This is a genomic window from Bradyrhizobium cenepequi (assembly GCF_020329485.1).
Taxonomy (GTDB): domain Bacteria; phylum Pseudomonadota; class Alphaproteobacteria; order Rhizobiales; family Xanthobacteraceae; genus Bradyrhizobium; species Bradyrhizobium cenepequi.
Genome location: NZ_JAGKJI010000001.1, coordinates 1 through 20,768, shown reverse-complemented (window position 1 = coordinate 20,768; position 20,768 = coordinate 1). Strand labels below are relative to the sequence as shown.

The window sequence follows — 20,768 nt, the reverse complement described above, 5'->3', positions numbered from 1 at the left end:
AACGCCTCACGACTCGATCTTCACATACTCGAAATCGCCGGGCTTGTTGTCGATACCTACTTTCGGCGGCGCGATCCAGGAGGCGAACTTGCCGATCTCGGTGACGGGCTTCATCAGGGAGACGATGAACTCGCCGTCTTCCGTCGACGGCAGCCATTCGTTCTTGCGCTTCTCCCAGGTGGCGTCGCCGATCAGAATGCCTTCGGGCGTCGCCTCGACGTCCTTGAACTCGCCGATGGCGCGGTGGAAGGCAACATGCGGCACCGCGAGCTTGTAGTCGTAGCCGGCGGTCGAGATCACCTTGTTCCAGCGCAGCATGCCCTTGACGCAGTCCTGGGTGTAGTCGTCGCGCAGGCGCATGTTGAGCGCGGTCAGCGCCGGCTCGTCGACCAGCTTGAGTTCGCCGTCGATCAGCTTCAGCACCGGATAGGTCGAGTTCTGCAGCTGATGATCGTCCTCGATCGTCGTCTCCTTGTAGCGCCCCTTGATGCCTGCGTTGAAGGCGTTGGCTGCGTTGGTCGAGACCTCGGAGCCGAACAGGTCGAGCGACAGCGAATAGTGCAGGTTCAGCTTCTTCTGGATGGTCGGCAGGTCGATCACGCCGAGCGCCCGCACTTTCGCGATATCGGTCGGATCCTCGATGCCGGCTTCACGCATCGCCTCGCAGGTCCGCTGCACGACGCGGCTGATGCCGGTCTCGCCGACGAACATGTGGTGCGCTTCTTCCGTCAGCATGAAGCGGCAGGTGCGCGACAGCGGGTCAAATCCTGACTGCGCCAGCGAATGCAGCTGCATCTTGCCGTCGCGGTCGGTGAAATAGGTGAACATGAAGAAGGAGAGCCAGTCCGGCGTCGCCTCGTTGAAGGCGCCGAGCATGCGCGGACTATCCACGTCGCCGGAGCGGCGACGCAACAAATCATCCGCCTCCTCGCGGCCGTCGCGGCCAAAATATTTCTGCAAGAGATAGACCATCGCCCAGAGATGGCGGCCTTCCTCGACATTGACTTGGAACAGGTTGCGCATGTCGTAGAGCGAGGGCGCGGTCTTGCCGAGGTGGCGCTGCTGCTCGACGGAGGCAGGCTCGGTGTCGCCCTGGATCACGATCAGCCGCCGCAGCATGGCGCGATGCTCGCCCGGCACCTCCTGCCAGGCAGGCTCGCCATAATGCGCGCCGAACGGCACCACGCGATTCTCCTCCTCCGGCGCCAGCAGGATGCCCCAGCGATATTCGGGCATCTTGACATAGTCGAACTTGGCCCAGCCGCGCGGATCGACCGAATAGGCGGTGCGCAAATAGACCAGCGACTGCTGGAAGCCTTCTGGCCCCATGTCGCTCCACCAGTCCATGTAGCCGGGATGCCAGCCCTCGAGCGCCTTCAGGACCTGGCGGTCGGACGAGAGGTTCACATTGTTGGGAATCTTGGTCGAGTAGTCGACGTTCATGATGTTGACGTTCATGGGGACCTCCGGTCTCGATCATGATCCGATTAGAGAAAATCGGATCACGATCTCATCTCTTTTGCTTGAGCATGATCTTTGCGGAAAACCGGTTTCCACTTTTCCGGATCATGCTCTAAACCCGTGTCATATCGAACTGCGCCTTCTGGCCGGTGCCGTAGCGGCGCAGCGCGCCCTCCTCGCCGACCGCATTGGGGCGCTGGAAGATCCAGTTCTGCCAGGCGGTCAAACGAGCAAAGATTTTCGATTCCATGGTCTCGGGGCCGACGAAGCGCAGGTTCGCTTCCATGCCGGTCAGGCCGTCGGGCGAGAAGCTGGTGCGCTCCTCCAGGAACACGCGCACCTCGTCGTCCCAGTCGATATCGTCGAGCGCGAAGGTGACGAGACCGAGTTCTTCAGCCTCCTCCGCATCGAGCGCCTTGCCGATTGCGCGGCGCGCACGCTCCAGATCGGACGGATCGGCCTGGAAGCGCGATTGCAGCCGGGTGAGCCCGTGGCTCATCGGATAGGGACCAAAATTCATCGCGGTGAGCTGGATCGCGGGCGGCGGGCGGTTGTCGCCGTCGCGCGAGCCGATCAGCATGTAGGAGCGGTCGGCGGCGAACACGAGTTCGGCGAGCGTGCCGACGAAACAGGAGCCAGGCTCGACCAGCGTCACCAGCGTGCGCGAGGTGACGTCGATGCGCTTCAGAACGCGCTTCCAATAATGCCTGATTTCGTTGACCAGCCAATGCGCCTTGTTGGCCTCGAGGAAGTCGTCATAGGCCACGACATGAGCGGAATCGCCGTGGCTCTTGAAGACCAGCATCGCGACCTCGAGCTCGTTGATGCGCAGATGCAGGATCGCATCATCGAGCTCGCGCGCGACCTGCAGCGGCCAGAACGCGGCGCCCTGCGCGATCAGGCCGTGGATATCGGCAGGCGGCGCGGCCTCCGGCGCCTGAATCGAGATCGTCGCGATCCGTGCGGCGCGATCGATATCGACGCTGACGAAGCCATAGCGGATGCCGTTGTCGTCGATCACGCGGTTGAGCGGCGAGAGCGCAATGCCCTTGCCGCTGCCGTTGCGGGTCGATCTGGCGGCGAATTCCTTGACGCGCTCGGCGAGCTTGCCCTCGAGCTTGCTGTTCGGCGCAATCTCGTCGACGAGGCGCCACTGCACGGCGCGCTTGCCCTTGATGCCTTCCTCGATGGTGCAGAAGAAGTCGGCATGGTCGCGGCGCACTTTTCTTTTGTCTACGACGCGCGTCAGCCCGCCGGTCCCCGGCAGCACCGCAAGCAGCGGCACTTCCGGCAGCGCCACGGCGGCCGAACCGTCGTCGGCGAGGATGATGTGGTCGGTCGCGAGCGCGAGCTCGTAGCCGCCGCCGGCCGCGGTGCCGTTGACGACGGTGATGAAGCGCTGGCCGGAATTCTCCGAGGAATCCTCGATGCCGTTGCGGGTCTCGTTGGTGAATTTGCAGAAATTGACCTTGTGCGCGTGGGTCGAGCCCGCAAGCATGCGGATGTTGGCGCCGGCGCAGAACACGCGGTTCTTGCCCGAGCGCATCACGACGACCTTCACCTCGGGATGCTCGAAGCGCAGCCGCTGGACGGCATCGGCGAGTTCGATATCGACGCCGAGATCGTAGGAATTGAGCTTGAGCTGGTAGCCTTCGAACAGGCCGGCATTCTCGTCGACATCCATGGTCAGCGTCGCGACCGCGCCGTCGACATCGAGCTTCCAATGCCGATAACGGGACGGGTCGGTCTGAAAATCGATGTATGTCGCGCCGTTTGCGAGCACGCGATCCTCACCGGCCATGAGCCACCCTTGTGCGTTATTGGTTATCTTGACATGCACAATAATGCATGTTTTTGAATTGGTCTAGCTGGAAACGCGGGAACATGCACTTTGTTGCACATTATAACCTTGACAAAGCACATGGCAACATCTAGTCCAAGCGCTGCCCCGCAAGGGGATGGCGCGCCCGAGATTCAGGTTACTCCTGCGATGATTTCCGCGGGTGCTTCGGCTGTGATGGATTTGGACCTCGCTTGGGTTTCCTACGAGGAAATTGCGAGGGAGGTACTTCTGGCGGCGGCTCGATCTGTTGCTCAACCTGCTGAGAGAGTAACTCGGCAAGTTTTATGACTGCTTCTAGCTGTTTTACGATACCTTGAAGAGCAACGTCTGTGACGTTTAGAGCCTCGGGCACCGCGCTGCGGGAGCGATGATGAGGCTCATCGTCTGACCACTTGCCGCGCGAAAGTACAACACACCAGTTTTTGGTTTCGTCATCGTAGAACCAGTGCCCATGGGCAAGAACGTCGCGATGCAGGGCAAGTTCCCGCGATTGGGAGGCAATCGCTCTCGCGGCGGTTTCGTCAATTTCGATGCCTCGCAATTCGGCTAGGTCCTTAATTAAGCGTACACGCTCTTCTGCCCTCGGCTCGCGAATGGCTAGCCGCCCGATTGGTTGAATAACTTGGGCGAGATTCCAGACAATCGTTTGCAGACAGTGCTCAAGATAGGCCCATCGAACTATCAAGTTGCCCACTTCTTGGGTAATTTCCGTGGGAATGTCGAACCTGGTTTTTGGTCTTAGGTACCGAGGCGCCGCGCGCATGATTGCAAAATCCTCGTCAGAGAAAGAGATCGAGTTTCATCCCGACGCGATGGAGCGCTTTGAGCGTGCCGTGAAGGTGGTCGCGAAGAGCCCGCCGCAGCATCGGGTAACGAAAAAGACGGCGACAAAGAAACGCAGAACGAAGAAGAAGCCCGGCAAGTGAGCCGGGCTTCGGAGGCTCAAATGTTTGAATCGATAGGATCAGGCGGCTTATGCCATCTCGAACCAAACGCGATTGATGGCTTCGACATCGCTGGGCGGGGCCGGATACATCCAAGCCCCAGTAGCATCAACCACGATCAGCCTATCGTTGCGGTCCATAACCGCGAACACATGCCGATGGGCTTGCTCGGGGGTGAATTCAGTATGGACGTAAAACAACGATTGCTGAGCGTGGTACCAGCGGCCAAGTGATTTGATGCGTTCATGCACCGCGTCATAGGACTGACCCGGTTTGTCGAGATCGTAAGAGATAAACAAGTTGAAAGCCATTTTCGGCTCCTCTGTGATACGGAGCCGGTATTGACTAAAGGAAAGTTAGGACTCAATGTCCTGACTGTTACCACCCTTCATCCTGCGACCGGCTCCAAGGTTGATTGCAGGATCGGACGCCGCTCCCGCGAAGGGCGGCGTCCGAATCAACTTCCGAGAGTGAAACCTTCACATTCTGGAGTCGAGTCGCCGTCCCTGTTCTGTATACTTATGAACAGGTTCAGCGGGTGCGCCAGTATTTGACGAATTTGGGCTTCGGTTTCGGCTGCTTGCGCTTCCAGCGCAGGAAGCGTTTGGCGTTAAGTTTAAATGTCGGAGCGGTTAGGCCGTCGATAGGTAAGGCGCTTGCCAACGATGCCTTTGGCGAGTTCGTTAGCGCGGTCCGTATCATCAACACCTAGCGCGATGCGGTTATTATGGCGGAAATCAAATTCGGCCAGATAGCGATGCAGATGCTTTTCGGCGCAGTGCTGGTAGGTGCCGAGCATGCCGCGCTTGAACACTGAGTAGCTTTCAATGGTGTTGGTTGTGATCACGGTATCACCATCGCGGCGAACGTATTCGTCCTCCTGATGGTTGACGCTATCATGGCGCGAGAACTCAGCGCCAAGCCTTAGATAAATCTTGGCCTGATCCGTCATCAGGTGCGCTTCTTTCGAGATGTTGGCGCGCACGATGGGAGCAACTTCGTTCACGGTCGCGTTGGCAACGTGGAAGCTGCGGACCTTGCCGGTCTTGCGGTCAAGCAGCGAAAGCACGGTGTTCTTATGAGCCGCGCCCGCGCGCTTCTTCTTAACGCCTTGCAGGCGGCCAATGTAGGTTTCGTCAACTTCTACCGCGCCGCCTTCTTCGCCCATGGGTGGCATCAGTCCGCCAACGCGCATCGCTTCACGCAGGCGATGCATCATGAACCAAGTCGATTTGTAGCTGATACCGAGCATGCGGTGCACCTGATGGGCGCTAATTCCCTTTTTGGAAGCCGTCATCAGGAACAGCGCGGCGAGCCACTTCGTGAGCGGGATTTTGGAGCGCTCGAACACCGTATTCACGGTTACTGTGAACTGCTGGCGGCAGTCCGGTTCGTTGCACTGGTACACGCCGGGGCGATGCGCCTTGCCCTCAAGCTTGGTGATCTTCTCCTGATCCGCGTTGCCGCAATGCGGGCAAACCCGACCGTTCGCCCAGACGCGGGCTTCAAGCCATTCGCGGGCGGCGGTTTCGTCTTGGAAGATCGGGTTTTTGAGAAGGTCGGTCATAGGGTTGCTCCAATGCTGGAACCCTACCTATGGTCCGCCTGCTTTGTCAAGGTTATAATGTGCACTTTGTTTCATGTTCGTGAAGATCGCTCGGCGGGTCAGTAATCTAGGCCATCTGCGGCTGATCGGTTCGTAAGGTTGCCTCGGCGAAATCCGCGATTGCCCGGAGTGTTGCCTCCGGCGCCTCGCGGTGCGGCGAATGTCCCGCGCCGGGGATGACCGTGACATCGACCGGGCAGTAGCACTCCTCCTTGGCGATCTCGACCTGGCGCAGCGTGCCGTACTGATCGGCCTCGCCCTGCAGGATCGCGATGGGCACGCGGATGTAGGCAAGGAATTCGGAAATATCCCAATCGCGGAATTTCGGATCGAGCCAGGCGCCGTTCCAGCCGTAGAAGGCGTTGTCGACGTCCTTGTGCCAGCGCGCCAGCTTCTCCTTCAGGTTCGTGGTCTCATAGGTCGTCTTGATTTCCGCGATCGAGTTCACCGAGATGTCCTCGACGATGAAGTGCGGCGCGATCAGTGCAATACCCTGCAGACGATGATCCTGGTGCGAGCCGGCATAGATCGCGGCGATCGACGCGCCGTCGGAATGCCCGACCAGGAGCCCGCAGCGGAAGCCGATGGCATCCAGCAGCTTCGGCAGCACCTCCTGCGCCTCGATGTGCATATAGTCGAGCGGCCGCGGCAGCTTCGCCGGGCTCGAGCCGCCATAGCCGGCGCGCGAATAGGCGAACACGCCGGCGCCGGTTGCGGCCTGAAGTCTTTCCGGGAAGTCGCCCCACAGCCCGACCGAACCCAGGCCTTCATGCAGCATCACGATGGTCGGCGCGCTGTCGGGAGCCGGACCGATCATGCGGTATTCGAGATCGGAGCTGCCGATGTGGAGGAAGCCGGATGGTGCGAGGTTTGCCATAGTGTGTTCCTGCTCAGTCATTCCGGACGGATCGCGAAGCGAGCCGATCCGGAATCTCGAGATTCTCCGATGCGCAATTGCGCATCGTAGCTCGCGCTTCGCGCGCCCCGGAATGACGGCGTAATTGGCGCGCGCTCACTGGCGCAGCTTGAAGCGCTGGATCTTTCCCGTCGCGGTCTTGGGCAGGCTCTCGACCACGTCGATCCAGCGCGGATATTTCCACGGGCCGATCTTCTGCTTGACGTATTCCTTCAGCGCCTCGTTCAGGCCATCAATCTTCGCATCCGCGCGAAGCACCACGAAGGCCTTCGGCTTGAGCAATCCTTCCCGATCGGCTTCCGGCACGACGGCGGCCTCCAGCACGGCGGGATGGGTGATCAGCGCGCTCTCGACCTCGAACGGCGAGACCCAGATGCCGGAGACCTTGAACATGTCGTCGCTACGGCCACAGAAGGTGTAACGGCCCTCGGCATCGCGGATGTATTTGTCGCCGGTGCGGGTCCAGTGGCCCTCAAAGGTCTGCCGGCTCTTGCTGCGCTGGTTCCAGTAACCCTCGCCGGCGGAGGGCGCATCGACCAGGAGTTCACCGACTTCGCCATCCGGCACATCGGCGGAGGCCTCGTTGACGAGGCGCACCTTGTAGCCAGGAACGGGCCGGCCGGACGAGCCGTATTTGATGTCGCCGGGCGCATTCGACAGGAAGATGTGCAATAGCTCGGTCGAGCCGACGCCGTCGAGGATGTCGACGCCGAAGCGCGCCTTCCAGGCATTGCCGACCGATTCCGGCAGCGCCTCGCCGGCGGAGGTGCAGATGCGCAGCCGCTTGCCGGCGGGCGTCGCCTTCGACGCCTCATCGTTCAGCATCGAGGCGAACAGTGTCGGCACGCCGTAGAAGATGGTGGGGTGATACCTGTTCATCAGCGCGAACATCACCGCGGGCGTCGGCCGCTCGGAATTGAGGATCGTGCTGGCGCCGACCGACATCGGGAAAGTGAGCGCATTGCCAAGGCCATAAGCAAAGAACAGCTTTGCCGCGGACAGGCAAACGTCGTTCTCCTGGATGCCGAGCACCTGCTTGGCGTAGGTATCCGCCGTGGCCGCGAGATTAGAGTGTAGATGGCGCACGCCCTTCGGCATGCCGGTCGAGCCTGAGGAATAGAGCCAGAACGCGGGCTCGTCCGCATGGGTCACGGCGGTCATGAAGTCATCGCCCTCGCGCGCCAGTTCCTCGGAAAACTTCTTGTGGCCGTGCGCGTCCGCACCCGAGATGACGACATGCTCGAGGTCGGGCATCCGCCCGACGATGTCTTTGACGACCGGCAGCAGCGCTTCGGAGATGAACAGCACCCGCGCGCGACAGTCGGCGAGCACATAGGCATATTGATCTGCGGTGAGCAGCGTGTTCAGCGGCACCGGCACCACGCCGGCACGGATCGCACCCAAAAACACGATCGGGAAATCGACCGTGTCGAGCATGATCATCGCCACACGCTCCTCGCGGCGGACGCCGAGCCGGCGCAGCAGATTGCCAAGACACCGCGTCTGTCGCTGCAACTCACCATAGGTGAGTTGCGAGACCGTATCGTCGAACACGAGCTTGTCGCCGCGGCCCTCGTCGACATTGCGGTCCAGCAGCCAGGTCACCGCATTGTAGGAGGTGCCGCTCATGCCCCGCTCCTCACGCCCATGCGCGTCACGACGTCTCTCCCAGATTTTAAGAATTATAATTCATAGAAGGCCACCGGAGCGGCTTGCTGTCAATCCTCGTCGGCACTATTCTTCCTGCGACTCCTTTGCGGGGGGACATGACAGACCAAGGCGATCCCGAAACCGACTTCCTGGAACAGCTCGGCCAGCGCGTGCGCACAATGCGCGCGTTGCGCGGCATGTCGCGGAAAGTGCTCGCCAAGGTTTCGGGAATTTCGGAACGCTATATCGCGCAGCTCGAAAGCGGCAAGGGCAATGTCTCGATCGTGCTGCTGCGCCGGGTGTCGCACGCGATGGGCGCGCATCTGGAAGACCTGATTCCCTCCACCGAGCCGGCGCCGGACTGGGCCGTGATCCGCGACCTCCTGCGCAAGGCAACGCCGGAGCAGATCGCCCACGCCAAGGACATCCTCGTCGATGGCAGCGCATCCGCGCCGCGGCGCTCCTCATTCTCTGGCATTGCCCTGATCGGGCTGCGCGGCGCCGGCAAATCCACGCTCGGCAAGATGCTGGCTAAGCGGATCGGCTGGAGCTTTGTCGAGCTCAACAAGGAAGTCGAGCGCGAGAACGGCCTCTCGATCGCCGAGATCATCGCGCTTTACGGCCTGGAAGGTTTCCGGCGCATGGAGCAGGCCGCGCTGAAGCAATTGCTGGCGCGGAACGAGCTGATGGTGCTGGCGACCGGCGGTGGCATCGTCTCCGAGCCCCTGACCTTCGACCTGATCCTGTCGTCGTTCTACACGATCTGGCTGAAGGCCGAGCCGGAGGAGCATATGGCGCGGGTGCGCCGCCAAGGCGACCTGCGGCCGATGGCCGACGATCGCTCGGCGATGGCGGAACTGCGCAACATTTTGCTCAGCCGCGAGCCGCTCTATTCGCGTGCTTCCGCCGTGGTCGATACCGCCGGACTTTCCGTGGATGCCGCCGCCGCACGGCTGATCGAAGCGGTGACGCCCGTGCTGCAGAACCAGGCACGCAATTTCGGATTGCGCAGCGTGGCGATGTAACAGGACAACAGGCGCCTCAGAGAAGCTTGTCCTTTGCATCCTCCGCTCCCTCACGCAGCAGCGGCAGGAATCGCTCGATCAGTTCTTCCGTCGGCACGCGGTCGACATGGGCGCCCATGTTGATGGCGGCGACAATGGTGTCGTCGTAGCGGCGGACCGGCACCGAGATCGAGCGGAAATGCGGCTCGGCTTCGCGGTCCACAAGTGAGAAGCCCTTTTCGCGATCGGCGATGATGGCGGCGAGCAGCCGCTTCGGGTCGGTCACCGTCTGTGGCGTCAGGGCCTCGCGGCGCATAGCCTTCAATCGTATCGCCAGTTCTTCGTCGCTGAAGCGGCCGAGCATGGCGCGGCCGACCGACGTGCAGAAAGCCGGCAGGCGATAGCCGATATCGAGCCCGCTGGAGAACATCCGCGCCGGGCTGCCGCGCGCGACGAACACCACGTCATCGCCATCAAGCAAGGCAAGCGAGCTGATCTCCTGCGCCGCGCTCGCGATGCGATCGAGCACCGGCTGCAGCACTGCGATCACCTGGTTCGAGCGCAGATATGATCCCGCGAGCGTCAGCACATGCGGTGTGAGCGTGAACAGCCTGCCGTCGGTGGCAACGAACCCGCCGCGCTCCAGCGTGAACAGGATACGCCGCGCCGTGGCGCGCGGCAGATCAGCGGCGCGCGCGAGATCGCTCAGCGTGGTGGGGCCAGCGATGGTGCCGAAGATCTGGAGCAGGCGCAGGCCCCGGTCGAGGCTTTCGACGAAATCGGTGGCGCGCTCTTCCCGATCCTCTCGCTTCAGCTTCGGCATAGGCCCGTCCCGGTGGCGCAGATCAAAAATTGTGCTTGCCGCTCCATTAAGCCATGTCATAATTCGCCCATTCGTTCAATAGGCGAACAAATCCGAGCGTCCAGGGAGGATCGCCGCCATGATGAGCCAGGAGCAGAACGACCTGATCACCCGCACCGGGCCGAAGGACCCCTGCGGGAAATTGATGCGGATGTACTGGCAGCCGGCGGCGCTGGTGGATGAGCTTGACGGGCCACGACCGATCCGGCCGGTCAGGCTGCTTGGCGAGAACCTCGTGCTGTTTCGCGACGAGCAGGGCCGTTATGGCCTGATCGACCGCCATTGCGCGCATCGCGGTGCCGATCTCGCCTTCGGCCGGCTGGAACATGGCGGGCTGCGTTGCGCTTTCCACGGCTGGCTGTTCGACATCACCGGTCAATGCCTGGAGACACCGGCCGAGCCGAAGAGCTCGCAGTTCTGCAAGGGCATCAGGCAGCGCTCTTATCCCGTGGTGGAGAAGAGCGGCATCCTCTGGGCCTATCTCGGAGAGGGCGAGCCACCGGCCTTTCCGGAGATCGACTGCTTCGTGGCGCCCGATAGCCACACCTTCGCGTTCAAGGGCCACATGAACTGCAACTGGCTGCAGGCGCTCGAAGTCGGCATCGATCCCTCGCACGCCTCCTATCTGCACCGCTTCTTCGAGGACGAGGATACCTCGACCGCCTATGGCAAACAGTTCCGCGGCGCATCCGCGGGGTCCGAGATGCCGATGACCAAGATCCTGCGCGAATACGACCGTCCGATCATCAATGTCGAGCGCACCGAATATGGCCTGCGGCTGATCGCGCTGCGCGAACTCGACGAAGAGCGCACGCATGTGCGGGTGACCAACCAGCTTTTCCCGCACGGCTTCGTCATCCCGATGAGCACGGAGATGACGATCACGCAGTGGCATGTGCCTGTCGATGACGAGAACTGCTACTGGTACGCGATCTTCACCAGCTACACGGCGCCGGTCGACAAGAAGAAGATGCGCGACCAGCGGCTCCAGCTCTACGAGCTGCCCGACTACAAGTCGCGCAAGAACAGGTCGAACGATTACGGCTTCGACCCACACGAGCAGATGACCGCGACCTATACCGGCATGGGCAACGACATCAACGTCCACGACCAGTGGGCAGTGGAATCGATGGGCGCGATCCAGGACCGCACCAGGGAGCATCTCGGCCAAAGCGACAAGGCGATCGTGCAGTATCGCCGGCTGCTGCGGCAGGAGATCGAAAAGGTTTCTGGCGGCGAGAAGCCGATGCTGTTCCTCGATAAGGCGACGTCCCGCAGCATCCAGGGCCCCGCGACCATGGACGGCATCGGGCCGACCCAGGGCTGGGAGCTCTACTGGATGGAAGTCGACGTGAAACGACGCCGCGGCGCACCGTGGGCCGCGCCGGTGCCGAGCGAAATCGCCGGCAAGGTGCGGCATCTTTCGGCGGCCGAGTGAGCGGGCGGCCTCAGCAAGGGGGAATGACGCGTTGAGCTTTGTCCAGCGTCACGGCCTGTGGTCGGATGAGCAGAAGGAGGCGGCGGCGCGCGTCCGCCGCATGGTCGAAGAGAAAAACCTCGAGGTCATCAGGCTGTCGTTTCCGGACCAGCACGGGATTCTGCGCGGCAAGACGCTGATCGCAAGCGAAGCGGTGCGCGGGCTCGAAAGCGGCTGCTCCATCACCACGACCATGCTGGCAAAGGACACTTCGCACAAGACGGTGTTCCCGGTGTTCACCGCCGGCGGCGGCTTCGGCATGAAGGAGATGGAAGGCGCCGCCGACGTATTGATGGTGGCCGACCCCACCACGTTCCGGATACTGCCGTGGGCGCCCACGACGGGCTGGCTGCTCTGCGACATCTATTTCAACGACGGCCGGCCGGTGCCGTTCGCGACGCGCAATCTCTATCGCCGGGTGCTCGAGCAGCTCGGCGCGCGCGGCTATGACTTCGTTGCCGGGCTCGAGGTCGAATTCCATCTCTTCAAGCTCGACGACGCGCATATGGCGCCGGAGGACGCGGGACAACCGGGCCGCCCGCCCTCGGTCAGCCTGCTCTCGCACGGCTATCAATACCTGACCGAGCAACGCTACGACCAGATGGAGCCGGCGCTGGAGATCATCCGCCGCGACGTCCTCGCGCTCGGCTTGCCGCTGCGCTCGGTCGAGGTCGAGTTCGGCCCGAGCCAGTGCGAATTCACCTTCCAGCCGACGGCAGGGATCGAGCCTGCCGACACCATGGTGCTGTTCCGAGCGGCGGTGAAGCAGATCGCGCGGCGGCATGGCTATCACGCGACTTTCATGTGCCGGCCGAAGCTGCCGAACGTCTTTGCCTCGGGCTGGCACCTGCATCAGTCGCTGGTGTCGCGCGCAAGCGGCGAGAATGCGTTCATGGCAAAGGAAACCGACCAGGCCTTGAGCCCGTTCGGGTCTTGCTACCTCGCCGGGCTGTTGGAGCATGCGCGCGCCTCGACCGTGTTCACCACGCCGACGATCAACGGCTACAAGCGCTACCGCTCCTATTCGCTGGCGCCGGACCGCGCGATCTGGGGCTGCGACAATCGCGGCGCGATGATCCGTGTGCTCGGCGGCGCGGGCGATCCTGCGACGCGGCTGGAGAACCGGATCGGGGAGCCGGCCGCCAACCCCTATCTCTACATGGCCTCGCAGATCCTGTCGGGCCTCGACGGCATCGACCGCAAGCTCGACCCGGGCCCGTCGGCCGACACGCCTTATGAGGCCAAGGCGGCGCTATTGCCGCAGAGCCTGCGCGAGGCGGTGTTCGCGCTGAGCGACGATCCGTTCTTCCGCAAGGCGCTCGGCGCCGAGTTCGTCGACTACTACGTGCATATCAAGAACGCCGAGATCGAACGCTTCCAGGCCGAAGTGTCGGACTGGGAGCATCGCGAATATTTTGAAATGTTTTGAACGGGGATGCCCCCGAGAAGGACAATAGCCCTCACTGAACGACGCCGTATCAGACGACCGCGTTTTGCTTGATGACCTCACGATAGAATGAGGCGCTCAATTTCGGCGTGCGGCGTTGCGTCCTGAAGTCGACGCGGTAAATTCCGAATCTTTTCTGGTAGCCATCCGCCCATTCAAAATTGTCGATCAGGCTCCACAGGAAGTACCCGGCCACGGGCACTCCCTGTGATGTCGCGCGCTGCAGCTGCTGCAAATAGTTGCGAAGGTACATCACCCGGTCCAGGTCGTGGACATTGCCGTCCGCTGCGGGTTCGTCTGTCGCCGATGTCCCGTTCTCGGTGATATAGATCGACCGCAGGTCCCACAGCTTCGCCGCGTGACGCGGCGCCCAATACATCGCCTCGGGCCCGAACCTCAACCAATCCGCATCCATGTGCGGAAACGATGCGGGAAACGGCGCCAAGGTGAAGCCGCGTTCATTGTCGGCCGCCAGAACGTAATGGTCGGGCTTGTAGATGTTCAGCCCGAGAAAATCGATCGGCGACGAGATGATGCGGAGATCCTCGGCCGTGTACTTTGGGGCATCCTTTCCGGCCTGAGCCAGAAAGCCGTCGATGTACTGTCCTTCGAGCATCACGGTCAGATAGCCGCCGTTGAGTTCGCGGGTCGCCATTTCTGCAGCGCGGACGTTGGCGGGTGTATCGATTGCGGGTACGCAGACGACCAGGTTCTCCGCGGGTCCGACCTTGGTTCCCGGCCGGCCACGCGCGCGGATCGCCTGCACCGAAAGACCATGCCCCAGCGCGACGTTGTGACGGACCTGATTCAACTCGGCTTGCGGCAGTTTCAAACCGGGGGCGTCAATCCCAAGACCATGGCCGAGATGCACGAGCCTCGAACATTCGTTGATCGTGAAGACGTGGCTGACGCGATCGGTCAGGCGTTCCGCGACATAAGCCGCGTAATCCGCAAAGGCCCGCGCGGTGTCGCGAGACATCCAGCCGCCGGATTGATCCTGCAGTGCCTGGGGCAAATCCCAATGATAGAGCGTAGCAAATGGCTCGATGCCGTTCGCTAGAAGTTCGTCGATGAGCCGGTCGTAGAAGTCCAGCCCTTTCGGATTTGGCGTGCCCAATCCATCCGGGAACACTCGCGGCCACGCGATCGAGAAACGATACGCCGTGGCTCCCAGCCCCTTCATCAATTGGATGTCGTCCCTGTACAAACGATAATGATCGCACGCGACATCTGCATTGCTGCGATCGATAATGGTCCCAGGCATGTGGGCAAAACGATCCCAGATCGCCGGACCGCGTCCGTCTTCGTTGACGGCACCTTCGATCTGATAGGCCGAGGTCGCCGTGCCCCAGCGAAAGCCGGCCGGAAAGCCTTGCTGCGTCCCGCCGGCATCGGCTGAATGGGTCGGCGTGGCCGACAATCCGAGAACCGCCCCTCCGGCGAGCCTGGCGAAATGACGCCGTGAAAGTCTGCCGAACGACATCGGTATACTCCCGGATCAAACTTGCGTCAGAAGCTGGGCGGCACGGGGCGTGCCCGATATGCCGCTCAAGACTGCCGAGCGCGACCGCCAGAGCGCGCCGCCAAGCAGGAAGAACGCAGCCGCGGACCATAAGGACTGCCAATTTTGAATGCCTTCACTCAGCAGCACATAGAGCGCGGCAGCCGCGAACAGGCCTGCGAATACCGCCTCGGACGTTGCGCAGACCGGCAATTTTCGGCGGCTCAGCAGCGTCACCGTCCAGATCGGCACCGCCGCCATGGTCAGGCTGGCAAATGGGAAGTCGCGCGAACGCGGATCGAACACAAGGCCCTGCGCGCTTTCCGCCGCGACCAGAATAGTGACAAGAAGCACAACGCCGAGCAGCAGGGCCGGCAGGGATCGTGTTCGCATCTCGCGTGGTCCGATCAATTCCACAAAGGCCGGGAGTGTGCGGTCCGCCATCAAGGCGTTCGTGCATAGGAGCGGCAGTAGCGTTGCTCCAATCAACAGCGATCCTTGCCGAATGAGTCCGGCAAAGCCGTAGCTTTCATAGAGCGCATTCTCGACGCTCACACCTAGCAGGACTCCGCCGACGGTGGCGGATGCCGCAACTGCAAGCCACCGCAGCATTGCCATTGGCGCAGCCGAGCGCCAGCGCGTCAACAATGCCGTTGCGAACACGACAACGCAGAAACCCAGCCCGGCGCCAAGCTGCATCTTCCAGAACGGATAGTTGCTGACGGCGGATCCAGCTGGGTATTTCAGTTGGCGGCTTTCTCCATCGAGCCAGCCCCAATGCGCGCCTACTGTCCCTTCCCACTGACGCTTCCATGGCTCATCATAGGCTTCGAACAAATTGATGCGAACGTTGTCCCGACTGGCCTGGTCAAGAAGATCAAAGGTGAAGCGCGCCTGATTGATGCGCGATGGCAGCGCACCGTTGCGCATGCGTCCTCCGCTCGGCCAGCCGGCCTCGCCGATGAAGATCTCCTTTCCCGGAAAGGCGAGGGCGACCTTGCTGCGCGCGTCGAGCACGTGCAGGGGAGCGTCCTCGGCGCGAGGCGGAACGTCCTCCCAATAGGGCAGGACGTGGATCGTCACGAAATCGACCTCATGGCCGAGCTCCGGGTAGCGCAGCCAGAAATCCCAGGTGTCGGCGTAACTCACCGGGACATTGACACGGCCTTTGGCGGAGCGAATGGCTTCGCGAAGGCCCGCCTCGGGCAATTCACCCCGCAGCAGCACCTCATTGCCGACGATGACGGCGCTGACCACGTCGGTAAATTGGTTGGCGAGCGACACCGCGGTTTCGATGAGGCTGGCATTCTTCAGGCGATCACGTCCGATCCAGACACCGAGGATCACCTTCAGCCCCACCTTTGACGCGAGCTCCGGCACCTTGTCCAAGCCATTCTCGACCGAGTAGATGCGGATGCAATTGGTGATCCTGGCAAGATCGGCGATATCCTGCGCGATCTGGTCCGGGCTGATGACGACGGAAGAATTCCACGGCGTCTGGTGGCCACGAAATGGCGCGTAGGAAACACAATCGAGCCTTTTCGCGAGATCGGCAGGCGCATGTCCCAGTGGGACCGGGGTCGCCAACCAGCACCACGCTGCGACGATGATGCTCACGGACAGCAAGAACAGCCACAGCGGCGCAGCGACCTTAAACGGCGCCCTCGTGGCAGCGTCACCGACCGATCGGCCCCCACGGTTGGGGCTTAATCCGGCGGGAACATCGAGCTGCATCAGGCAACGCTCCGGGCTGCATCCGAACCGACGACCGCAGCGGAGTGCGAAAAACCATCCAAGTCGCTGAAGAAAGCGATTGAAGACATTGTTTCAAATGCTCTAGCCTAGCTCGGTCAAGCCAAGGCTAAATTCCCAAACCGACCGTAGGAACTACGAAAGACCACATCCGTAGGTTTACGGAAGAAGTATAGCAGCGTCTTTCATTTGCCTACAAACACAGGAATGGCAATGGGCAAGCTGCGCGCGTTTTTGATGAGAGCCCCTGCAATTATGCAGGGGGGCTCGTGATGCGGCGACGCGAATTCATCGCAGGCGCTGCGGCGTTGGCGGCCTATATGCAACTACCAAAGCAAAGTGGCGTGCTGGCGGCGGCCTATGGCGAGGTATTGCCCGGCGGCGGCAATCCGCTGCCCACCGGTTTTTACAATTTTACCGGCTCCAACCTGATCAATTGGCAGAGAGCATCGGCGGCGCAACAGCGCGGAGAGGCCGATGCGATCATCGGCTGCCTCGGCGATTCAACGGTGGCCGGCCAGGGTGCCGCCAGCAATGAGCTCGCCTCCAACGCCAAGAGCTTGTCGTGGCCAACGCAACTGGCAAGACTGATCCCGAACGGGAGCTGGTCAAGCGTATGGGGTGACAACAATGTCAGCGCGGCCGCCGGCGATCTTCATGCCTTCGATGCGCGGCTTCATCGTGCCGGTTGGGCGGTCAGCAATACACGTGCTTCCGGAACGCTGTGCGGAGGATTTTTCCACGGCCAGCCAAGCGCGACTTCACATTCGTTCACGCCGACGAACCCGGTAGACACCATTGAAGTCTGGTACGCTCGCTCGCCGGGAAGCGGGCGTTTCACGATCGATGTTGACGGAGGGCCGTCGCTGGCTGTGATCGATTGCGCAGGTGCTAACGCCTTCATGAAGGCGACCGCGAGCTGCACGCCCGGTCACCACACCATCAATCTGCCGAAGGCCGACGCAAACGACGTCTATTTGACCGGCCTGAGATGCTTCAACTCGGCGATCAAGGAAGTGTCTGTCTATAATCTCGGCGGCTGCCGCTGGGGCAGCGCCGATTTCGTGATCGACAGCTACCCATGGAATACGTTGCCGGCTATCGCCGCGATAGCGCCGAACCTGGTGATATTCCAGGCCGGCATCATCAACGATTGGGACGATCGCATTCCGCTTTCGACGGTCACCTCCAACATGACGAAGGTGATCAATGCGCTCAAGTCAGTGAACTGCGACGTGATCCTGATGAGCGGCGCTCCATCCGAGGCAGGCGTTTATGCGTCCTACCCGACGCAGGCGGCCTATGTGGCCAATATGAAATCGCTCGCTTACGCCGCCAATGTGCCCTTCATCGACATCTGGGGACTCTTCGGCGGGACCTGGAATTCGTTCGCGATGAACGATTCATTGCATCCCAACCAGAGCGGCTACGCGCTTATCGCCGGTTATACGAGCACTGCCATTCTCGATCCGTCCGCGCGCAGCCTGAGCTAGCACGAAGCAATCCATGCCTCAGCAAGCGGAGAAACGGTTTTCTTCCGCCTTCGCTCGTGAGCTACGGCGGACAAGTCGCTGGCGCTCACAATAACGACCTAGGGCGTCGTCCCGCAGAAGGGCGGGTCCCGGCTGAAGGCCGGGATGGCCTGGGGTTTCTGATTCAATTGTCAAACAGCTTCTCCGCTGTCATCGTCCGCCACCGGGTCGGCGCGAAGCGCCGCCCGATGACAGGCTCAGGCGGACGATCCAGTATCCGGAGGCGGTGGTGCTTACGCTCAGACGCCGCGGGTTACTGGATGCCCGCCTTCGCGGGCATGACGATGGAGTGTGATGAGCGGATATGAATCCGCATTCTCGCGGCGCATTGCGTCCAAGGTTTGCGCTACTTTCCACCCTCTAATCGAACAAGGGCGCAGGGAATGCTGGGTGCCGGTCGCACCCGTGGGCCCCGTGCAACAAAAAGCACGGGGGTAGGACCACAGGTACAGCCGGAGCATTCCAGCATTCCCTGCGCGATGGTTTTACAGCTTACTTCGTGCTCTCCTCGGTGACCGGGCTTTCTTGCCACCGTCGCCTCTCGTGCGAATTTTGTTCGCGCAAAAAGCTTAGCGCCAGCGTCGGGGCGCCAGGACCACACGACTTCGCCGTCCGTGACGCGCGTGCTCGTCAGTCACACGCTTCACGTCCACCGCATCTCACCGCAACGTTCGTGACGATCGCGATCCGCCCCTCATTTCGGGTGAGATGCGCGGAGTCATAGTGCTGATTTGCCCGACGGCGGAAGCGGAATGTTTTTTGCGGCAAGGCTGGACAGGGCAAATCAGGTTGAAATCGCTGTAGAAATTCGACGTTGGTATGCGATTGCGAACACGTAAGCCTAACGGGACGCCTGTCCATCGCGGCCTATTGGAAGTCGAAGCTCGGAAGCAAGTCAGCATCCGCCTTTACGCTCGATGACATGACCCTGACCGACGACGGAGTTCAGGTCGATTATCAAAGCTATGACCCATCTCCGACATGACGGCAAAGAGCGCGAATACACTACCCGGCCTTGCCGTCGATGCTGACGGCACCAGCCCCGAAGGCTATCACGTAGAGGAACCCACCCGTCATCACCAGATTCTTGTAGAAATGGATCATGTTGTCTTGGTCTCCGATCGGCAGATGCACGCCAAAGCCAGTGCCAACACATAATAGGGCGAGTAGAGCAGCTGCCCACCGAGTCTTGAAACCCACTAGCAGAGCCATGCCCCCGAGAAGATGGATAATGACCGAGATCCAAATTGCCATAGCGGGTAGCGGCACGTGTACGCTCGCGAAATACTGCGCGAAGATGCTCGGACTGCGCAGCTGACGGATGCCGTCCCAGATAAAAAGGCTCGACATCAACAAACGTCCGAGCGGAGGCAAGTAGGTTTTGAGATTGTCCATGGTGCATTCTCCTCAATTCTTTTGCTGCCGTTATGCGCGGCTTGTGCTGAACCAATCAGCCGAACCGGAAGATTGCACTTAGCGGACATCCAGCTGCGCCTGCGTTTGTCTGCTAATGGCCTAATATGAATTATAGGTCGGATAGCCCCAATACGAACTATAGACGGGATAGCCCCCGGTACGCATTATAGGTGGACTGCCCCGCCGCACTCGATAGCGCATGTTCGTCGTCACGGGCTGGTACCGCCGCCTTGATCAACGTGCCATTGATCGGCGCAGCAGACGATTCGGCCGTGGCGGCCACTGCGATAGGAACAGCCATCGCGAGGCTGCGGACTTGAATCTTTATGGTGGCTCCTGTTCGTGTTAAAGATGACTAATCATCACCCAACGAGATTGACCTTGCAACGCCGGCGCGGGAAATAGAGTCGATAGACGATCGTTATTGCCACCGCGCCGCGTGGTGCCGTAGCGAGGAATGCACCAGCCGCATCTGCAGAGACTCCCGTTGCCGCCCTTGGACCAATCGAGGTTGCGCGTGGTGGCACGAAGCCAAGTCCCCCGACCGGCCACTCGATCCGAGCTGACCCGGACGCGTTACGTCGCCTCTTGGCCCTTTGCGCCCACACTCAATTCTCATCCCTGGGTCAGTTAGCGGGGTTACGCCGGAAATAGCTGACGTTCGGCCAAAACGACGCGAATGACCCGTACCGTTCATCGTTGAACGGGCACTGCGACGCAATACATTCTTGCTTTGGTTTGTATCTAGGGGTGCTGGGAACTGGTAGCACGGCTGGAAGAACTAAGCATCTACGACCTGCCGATTTTAAGCGCCATGAATGACCCCCGAAAAGTCGATATCTACTCAGCCGCCCACAAGCGTGACCCGTTTCCGCTCTATGCGTTTCTTCGCGGCGAGGCGCCGGTCTTCGAAGTTCGCGTACCCGTCCTGAAGCGAGCGTGGCTGATTACACGTTACGATAACGTAGTCTTGTGCCTGCAAGACAGCGACAGGTTCGTCAAGAACCCGCGCAATGCAGGGCTGAGCTCGCCCAAGTCTGTTCCGTGGTGGACACCAGCGAGCCTTAGGACGCTGTCAGAAAACATGCTGGACCTGGACGACCCCGCACATCGAAGGCTGCGGGTCCTGATCAACAAGGCGTTTAGTCGTGCACGCATCGAGCAGTTACGAAACCGCGCCGAAGTGCTGGCTGAGGATCTCGTCGATCGGATGCGCGCAAAATTGAAGCCCGATATTATTGAGGATTTCGCCCTTCCGCTTCCGTTGACCATGATCTCGGAGCTGCTGGGCTTGCCCGAGGAGGCCCGGACGCGCTTTCGGAGGTGGACGAATGTTTTTCTCGGAGCGCGATCGGAA

At 61.2% G+C, this 20,768-nt stretch carries 17 protein-coding genes; 6 read left to right on the top strand and 11 right to left on the bottom strand.

The window, feature by feature from the left end:
- Positions 1–6: 6 nt before the first annotated feature.
- The 3 genes from boxB to J6497_RS00075 form a co-directional block, all read right to left on the bottom strand.
- Positions 7–1,458, bottom strand: coding sequence for a benzoyl-CoA 2,3-epoxidase subunit BoxB (gene boxB, locus J6497_RS00085; protein ID WP_225702195.1), 1,452 nt, complete (start codon positions 1,456–1,458; stop codon positions 7–9).
- Positions 1,459–1,573: 115 nt separating this feature from the next.
- Positions 1,574–3,262, bottom strand: a complete 1,689-nt coding sequence (gene boxC, locus J6497_RS00080) for a 2,3-epoxybenzoyl-CoA dihydrolase (RefSeq protein ID WP_225702194.1) — start codon at positions 3,260–3,262, stop codon at positions 1,574–1,576.
- Positions 3,263–3,440: 178 nt separating this feature from the next.
- Positions 3,441–4,067: a hypothetical protein gene (locus J6497_RS00075; RefSeq protein WP_225702193.1), complete on the bottom strand. Its 627-nt coding sequence runs from the start codon at positions 4,065–4,067 to the stop codon at positions 3,441–3,443.
- Here J6497_RS00075 and J6497_RS00070 point away from each other — a divergent pair.
- Positions 4,066–4,230 carry a hypothetical protein gene (locus tag J6497_RS00070; RefSeq protein WP_225702192.1) on the top strand — a complete coding sequence of 55 codons (165 nt, stop codon included), beginning with the start codon at positions 4,066–4,068 and terminating at the stop codon, positions 4,228–4,230. The two genes, J6497_RS00075 and J6497_RS00070, sit on opposite strands and share 2 nt — an antisense overlap.
- A 47-nt stretch (positions 4,231–4,277) precedes the next feature.
- Here J6497_RS00070 and J6497_RS00065 read toward each other — a convergent pair whose 3' ends face one another.
- The 4 genes from J6497_RS00065 to J6497_RS00050 form a co-directional block, all read right to left on the bottom strand.
- Positions 4,278–4,559, bottom strand: a complete 282-nt coding sequence (locus tag J6497_RS00065; protein ID WP_225702191.1) for a hypothetical protein — start codon at positions 4,557–4,559, stop codon at positions 4,278–4,280.
- Between the two features lie 305 nt (positions 4,560–4,864).
- Positions 4,865–5,815: an IS1595 family transposase gene (locus J6497_RS00060; RefSeq protein ID WP_225702190.1), complete on the bottom strand. Its 951-nt coding sequence runs from the start codon at positions 5,813–5,815 to the stop codon at positions 4,865–4,867.
- Positions 5,816–5,921: 106 nt separating this feature from the next.
- Positions 5,922–6,731 carry an alpha/beta fold hydrolase gene (locus tag J6497_RS00055; RefSeq protein ID WP_225702189.1) on the bottom strand — a complete coding sequence of 270 codons (810 nt, stop codon included), beginning with the start codon at positions 6,729–6,731 and terminating at the stop codon, positions 5,922–5,924.
- A 135-nt stretch (positions 6,732–6,866) separates the two neighbouring features.
- Entirely contained in the window at positions 6,867–8,399 is a 1,533-nt protein-coding gene (locus J6497_RS00050; RefSeq protein WP_225702188.1) for a benzoate-CoA ligase family protein, read from the bottom strand.
- 137 nt (positions 8,400–8,536) lie between these two features.
- Between J6497_RS00050 and J6497_RS00045 the strand changes: the two genes are divergently transcribed.
- Positions 8,537–9,445, top strand: coding sequence for a helix-turn-helix transcriptional regulator (locus J6497_RS00045; RefSeq protein ID WP_225702187.1), 909 nt, complete (start codon positions 8,537–8,539; stop codon positions 9,443–9,445).
- A gap of 16 nt (positions 9,446–9,461) precedes the next feature.
- Here the strand turns inward: J6497_RS00045 and J6497_RS00040 are convergent, their stop codons facing one another.
- Positions 9,462–10,247: an IclR family transcriptional regulator domain-containing protein gene (locus J6497_RS00040; RefSeq protein ID WP_225702186.1), complete on the bottom strand. Its 786-nt coding sequence runs from the start codon at positions 10,245–10,247 to the stop codon at positions 9,462–9,464.
- A gap of 118 nt (positions 10,248–10,365) precedes the next feature.
- Between J6497_RS00040 and J6497_RS00035 the strand changes: the two genes are divergently transcribed.
- Together J6497_RS00035 and J6497_RS00030 are read left to right on the top strand one after the other, a co-directional pair.
- A complete protein-coding gene (locus J6497_RS00035; RefSeq protein ID WP_225702185.1) occupies positions 10,366–11,724 on the top strand; it encodes an aromatic ring-hydroxylating dioxygenase subunit alpha in 1,359 nt (452 codons plus the stop codon).
- 31 nt (positions 11,725–11,755) lie between these two features.
- Positions 11,756–13,192 (top strand): glutamine synthetase family protein, encoded by a 1,437-nt coding sequence (locus J6497_RS00030; protein WP_225702184.1) that lies wholly within the window; start codon positions 11,756–11,758, stop codon positions 13,190–13,192.
- Positions 13,193–13,241: 49 nt separating this feature from the next.
- On the opposite strand, the gene J6497_RS00025 is transcribed toward J6497_RS00030, so the two are convergent.
- On the bottom strand, positions 13,242–14,693 hold the full coding sequence (locus tag J6497_RS00025; protein WP_225702183.1) for a GH1 family beta-glucosidase: 1,452 nt from the start codon (positions 14,691–14,693) through the stop codon (positions 13,242–13,244).
- A gap of 15 nt (positions 14,694–14,708) precedes the next feature.
- Positions 14,709–16,445: a glycoside hydrolase family 17 protein gene (locus tag J6497_RS00020; RefSeq protein WP_225702182.1), complete on the bottom strand. Its 1,737-nt coding sequence runs from the start codon at positions 16,443–16,445 to the stop codon at positions 14,709–14,711.
- Between the two features lie 290 nt (positions 16,446–16,735).
- On the opposite strand from J6497_RS00020, the gene J6497_RS00015 reads away from it, so the two are divergent.
- Positions 16,736–17,956, top strand: coding sequence for an SGNH/GDSL hydrolase family protein (locus J6497_RS00015; RefSeq protein WP_225702181.1), 1,221 nt, complete (start codon positions 16,736–16,738; stop codon positions 17,954–17,956).
- Between the two features lie 1,044 nt (positions 17,957–19,000).
- Here the strand turns inward: J6497_RS00015 and J6497_RS00010 are convergent.
- On the bottom strand, positions 19,001–19,390 hold the full coding sequence (locus J6497_RS00010) for a DoxX family protein (protein ID WP_225702180.1): 390 nt from the start codon (positions 19,388–19,390) through the stop codon (positions 19,001–19,003).
- An 835-nt stretch (positions 19,391–20,225) separates the two neighbouring features.
- Here J6497_RS00010 and J6497_RS00005 point away from each other — a divergent pair.
- A partial coding sequence (locus tag J6497_RS00005; RefSeq protein ID WP_225702179.1) for a cytochrome P450 family protein occupies positions 20,226–20,768 on the top strand: 543 nt, incomplete at its 3' end.

Bases quoted from the DNA above. Each gene is read 5' to 3' on its own strand.
- J6497_RS00025 (WP_225702183.1), bottom strand. From the start codon at position 14,693: ATGTCGTTCGGCAGACTTTCACGGCGTCATTTCGCCAGGCTCGCCGGA.
- J6497_RS00020 (WP_225702182.1), bottom strand. From the start codon at position 16,445: ATGCAGCTCGATGTTCCCGCCGGATTAAGCCCCAACCGTGGGGGCCGA.
- J6497_RS00070 (WP_225702192.1), top strand. From the start codon at position 4,066: ATGATTGCAAAATCCTCGTCAGAGAAAGAGATCGAGTTTCATCCCGAC.
- J6497_RS00040 (WP_225702186.1), bottom strand. From the start codon at position 10,247: ATGCCGAAGCTGAAGCGAGAGGATCGGGAAGAGCGCGCCACCGATTTC.
- boxC (WP_225702194.1), bottom strand. From the start codon at position 3,262: ATGGCCGGTGAGGATCGCGTGCTCGCAAACGGCGCGACATACATCGAT.
- J6497_RS00055 (WP_225702189.1), bottom strand. From the start codon at position 6,731: ATGGCAAACCTCGCACCATCCGGCTTCCTCCACATCGGCAGCTCCGAT.
- J6497_RS00060 (WP_225702190.1), bottom strand. From the start codon at position 5,815: ATGACCGACCTTCTCAAAAACCCGATCTTCCAAGACGAAACCGCCGCC.
- J6497_RS00075 (WP_225702193.1), bottom strand. From the start codon at position 4,067: ATGCGCGCGGCGCCTCGGTACCTAAGACCAAAAACCAGGTTCGACATT.
- J6497_RS00015 (WP_225702181.1), top strand. From the start codon at position 16,736: ATGCGGCGACGCGAATTCATCGCAGGCGCTGCGGCGTTGGCGGCCTAT.
- J6497_RS00045 (WP_225702187.1), top strand. From the start codon at position 8,537: ATGACAGACCAAGGCGATCCCGAAACCGACTTCCTGGAACAGCTCGGC.
- J6497_RS00065 (WP_225702191.1), bottom strand. From the start codon at position 4,559: ATGGCTTTCAACTTGTTTATCTCTTACGATCTCGACAAACCGGGTCAG.
- J6497_RS00035 (WP_225702185.1), top strand. From the start codon at position 10,366: ATGATGAGCCAGGAGCAGAACGACCTGATCACCCGCACCGGGCCGAAG.
- J6497_RS00050 (WP_225702188.1), bottom strand. From the start codon at position 8,399: ATGAGCGGCACCTCCTACAATGCGGTGACCTGGCTGCTGGACCGCAAT.
- boxB (WP_225702195.1), bottom strand. From the start codon at position 1,458: ATGAACGTCAACATCATGAACGTCGACTACTCGACCAAGATTCCCAAC.
- J6497_RS00010 (WP_225702180.1), bottom strand. From the start codon at position 19,390: ATGGACAATCTCAAAACCTACTTGCCTCCGCTCGGACGTTTGTTGATG.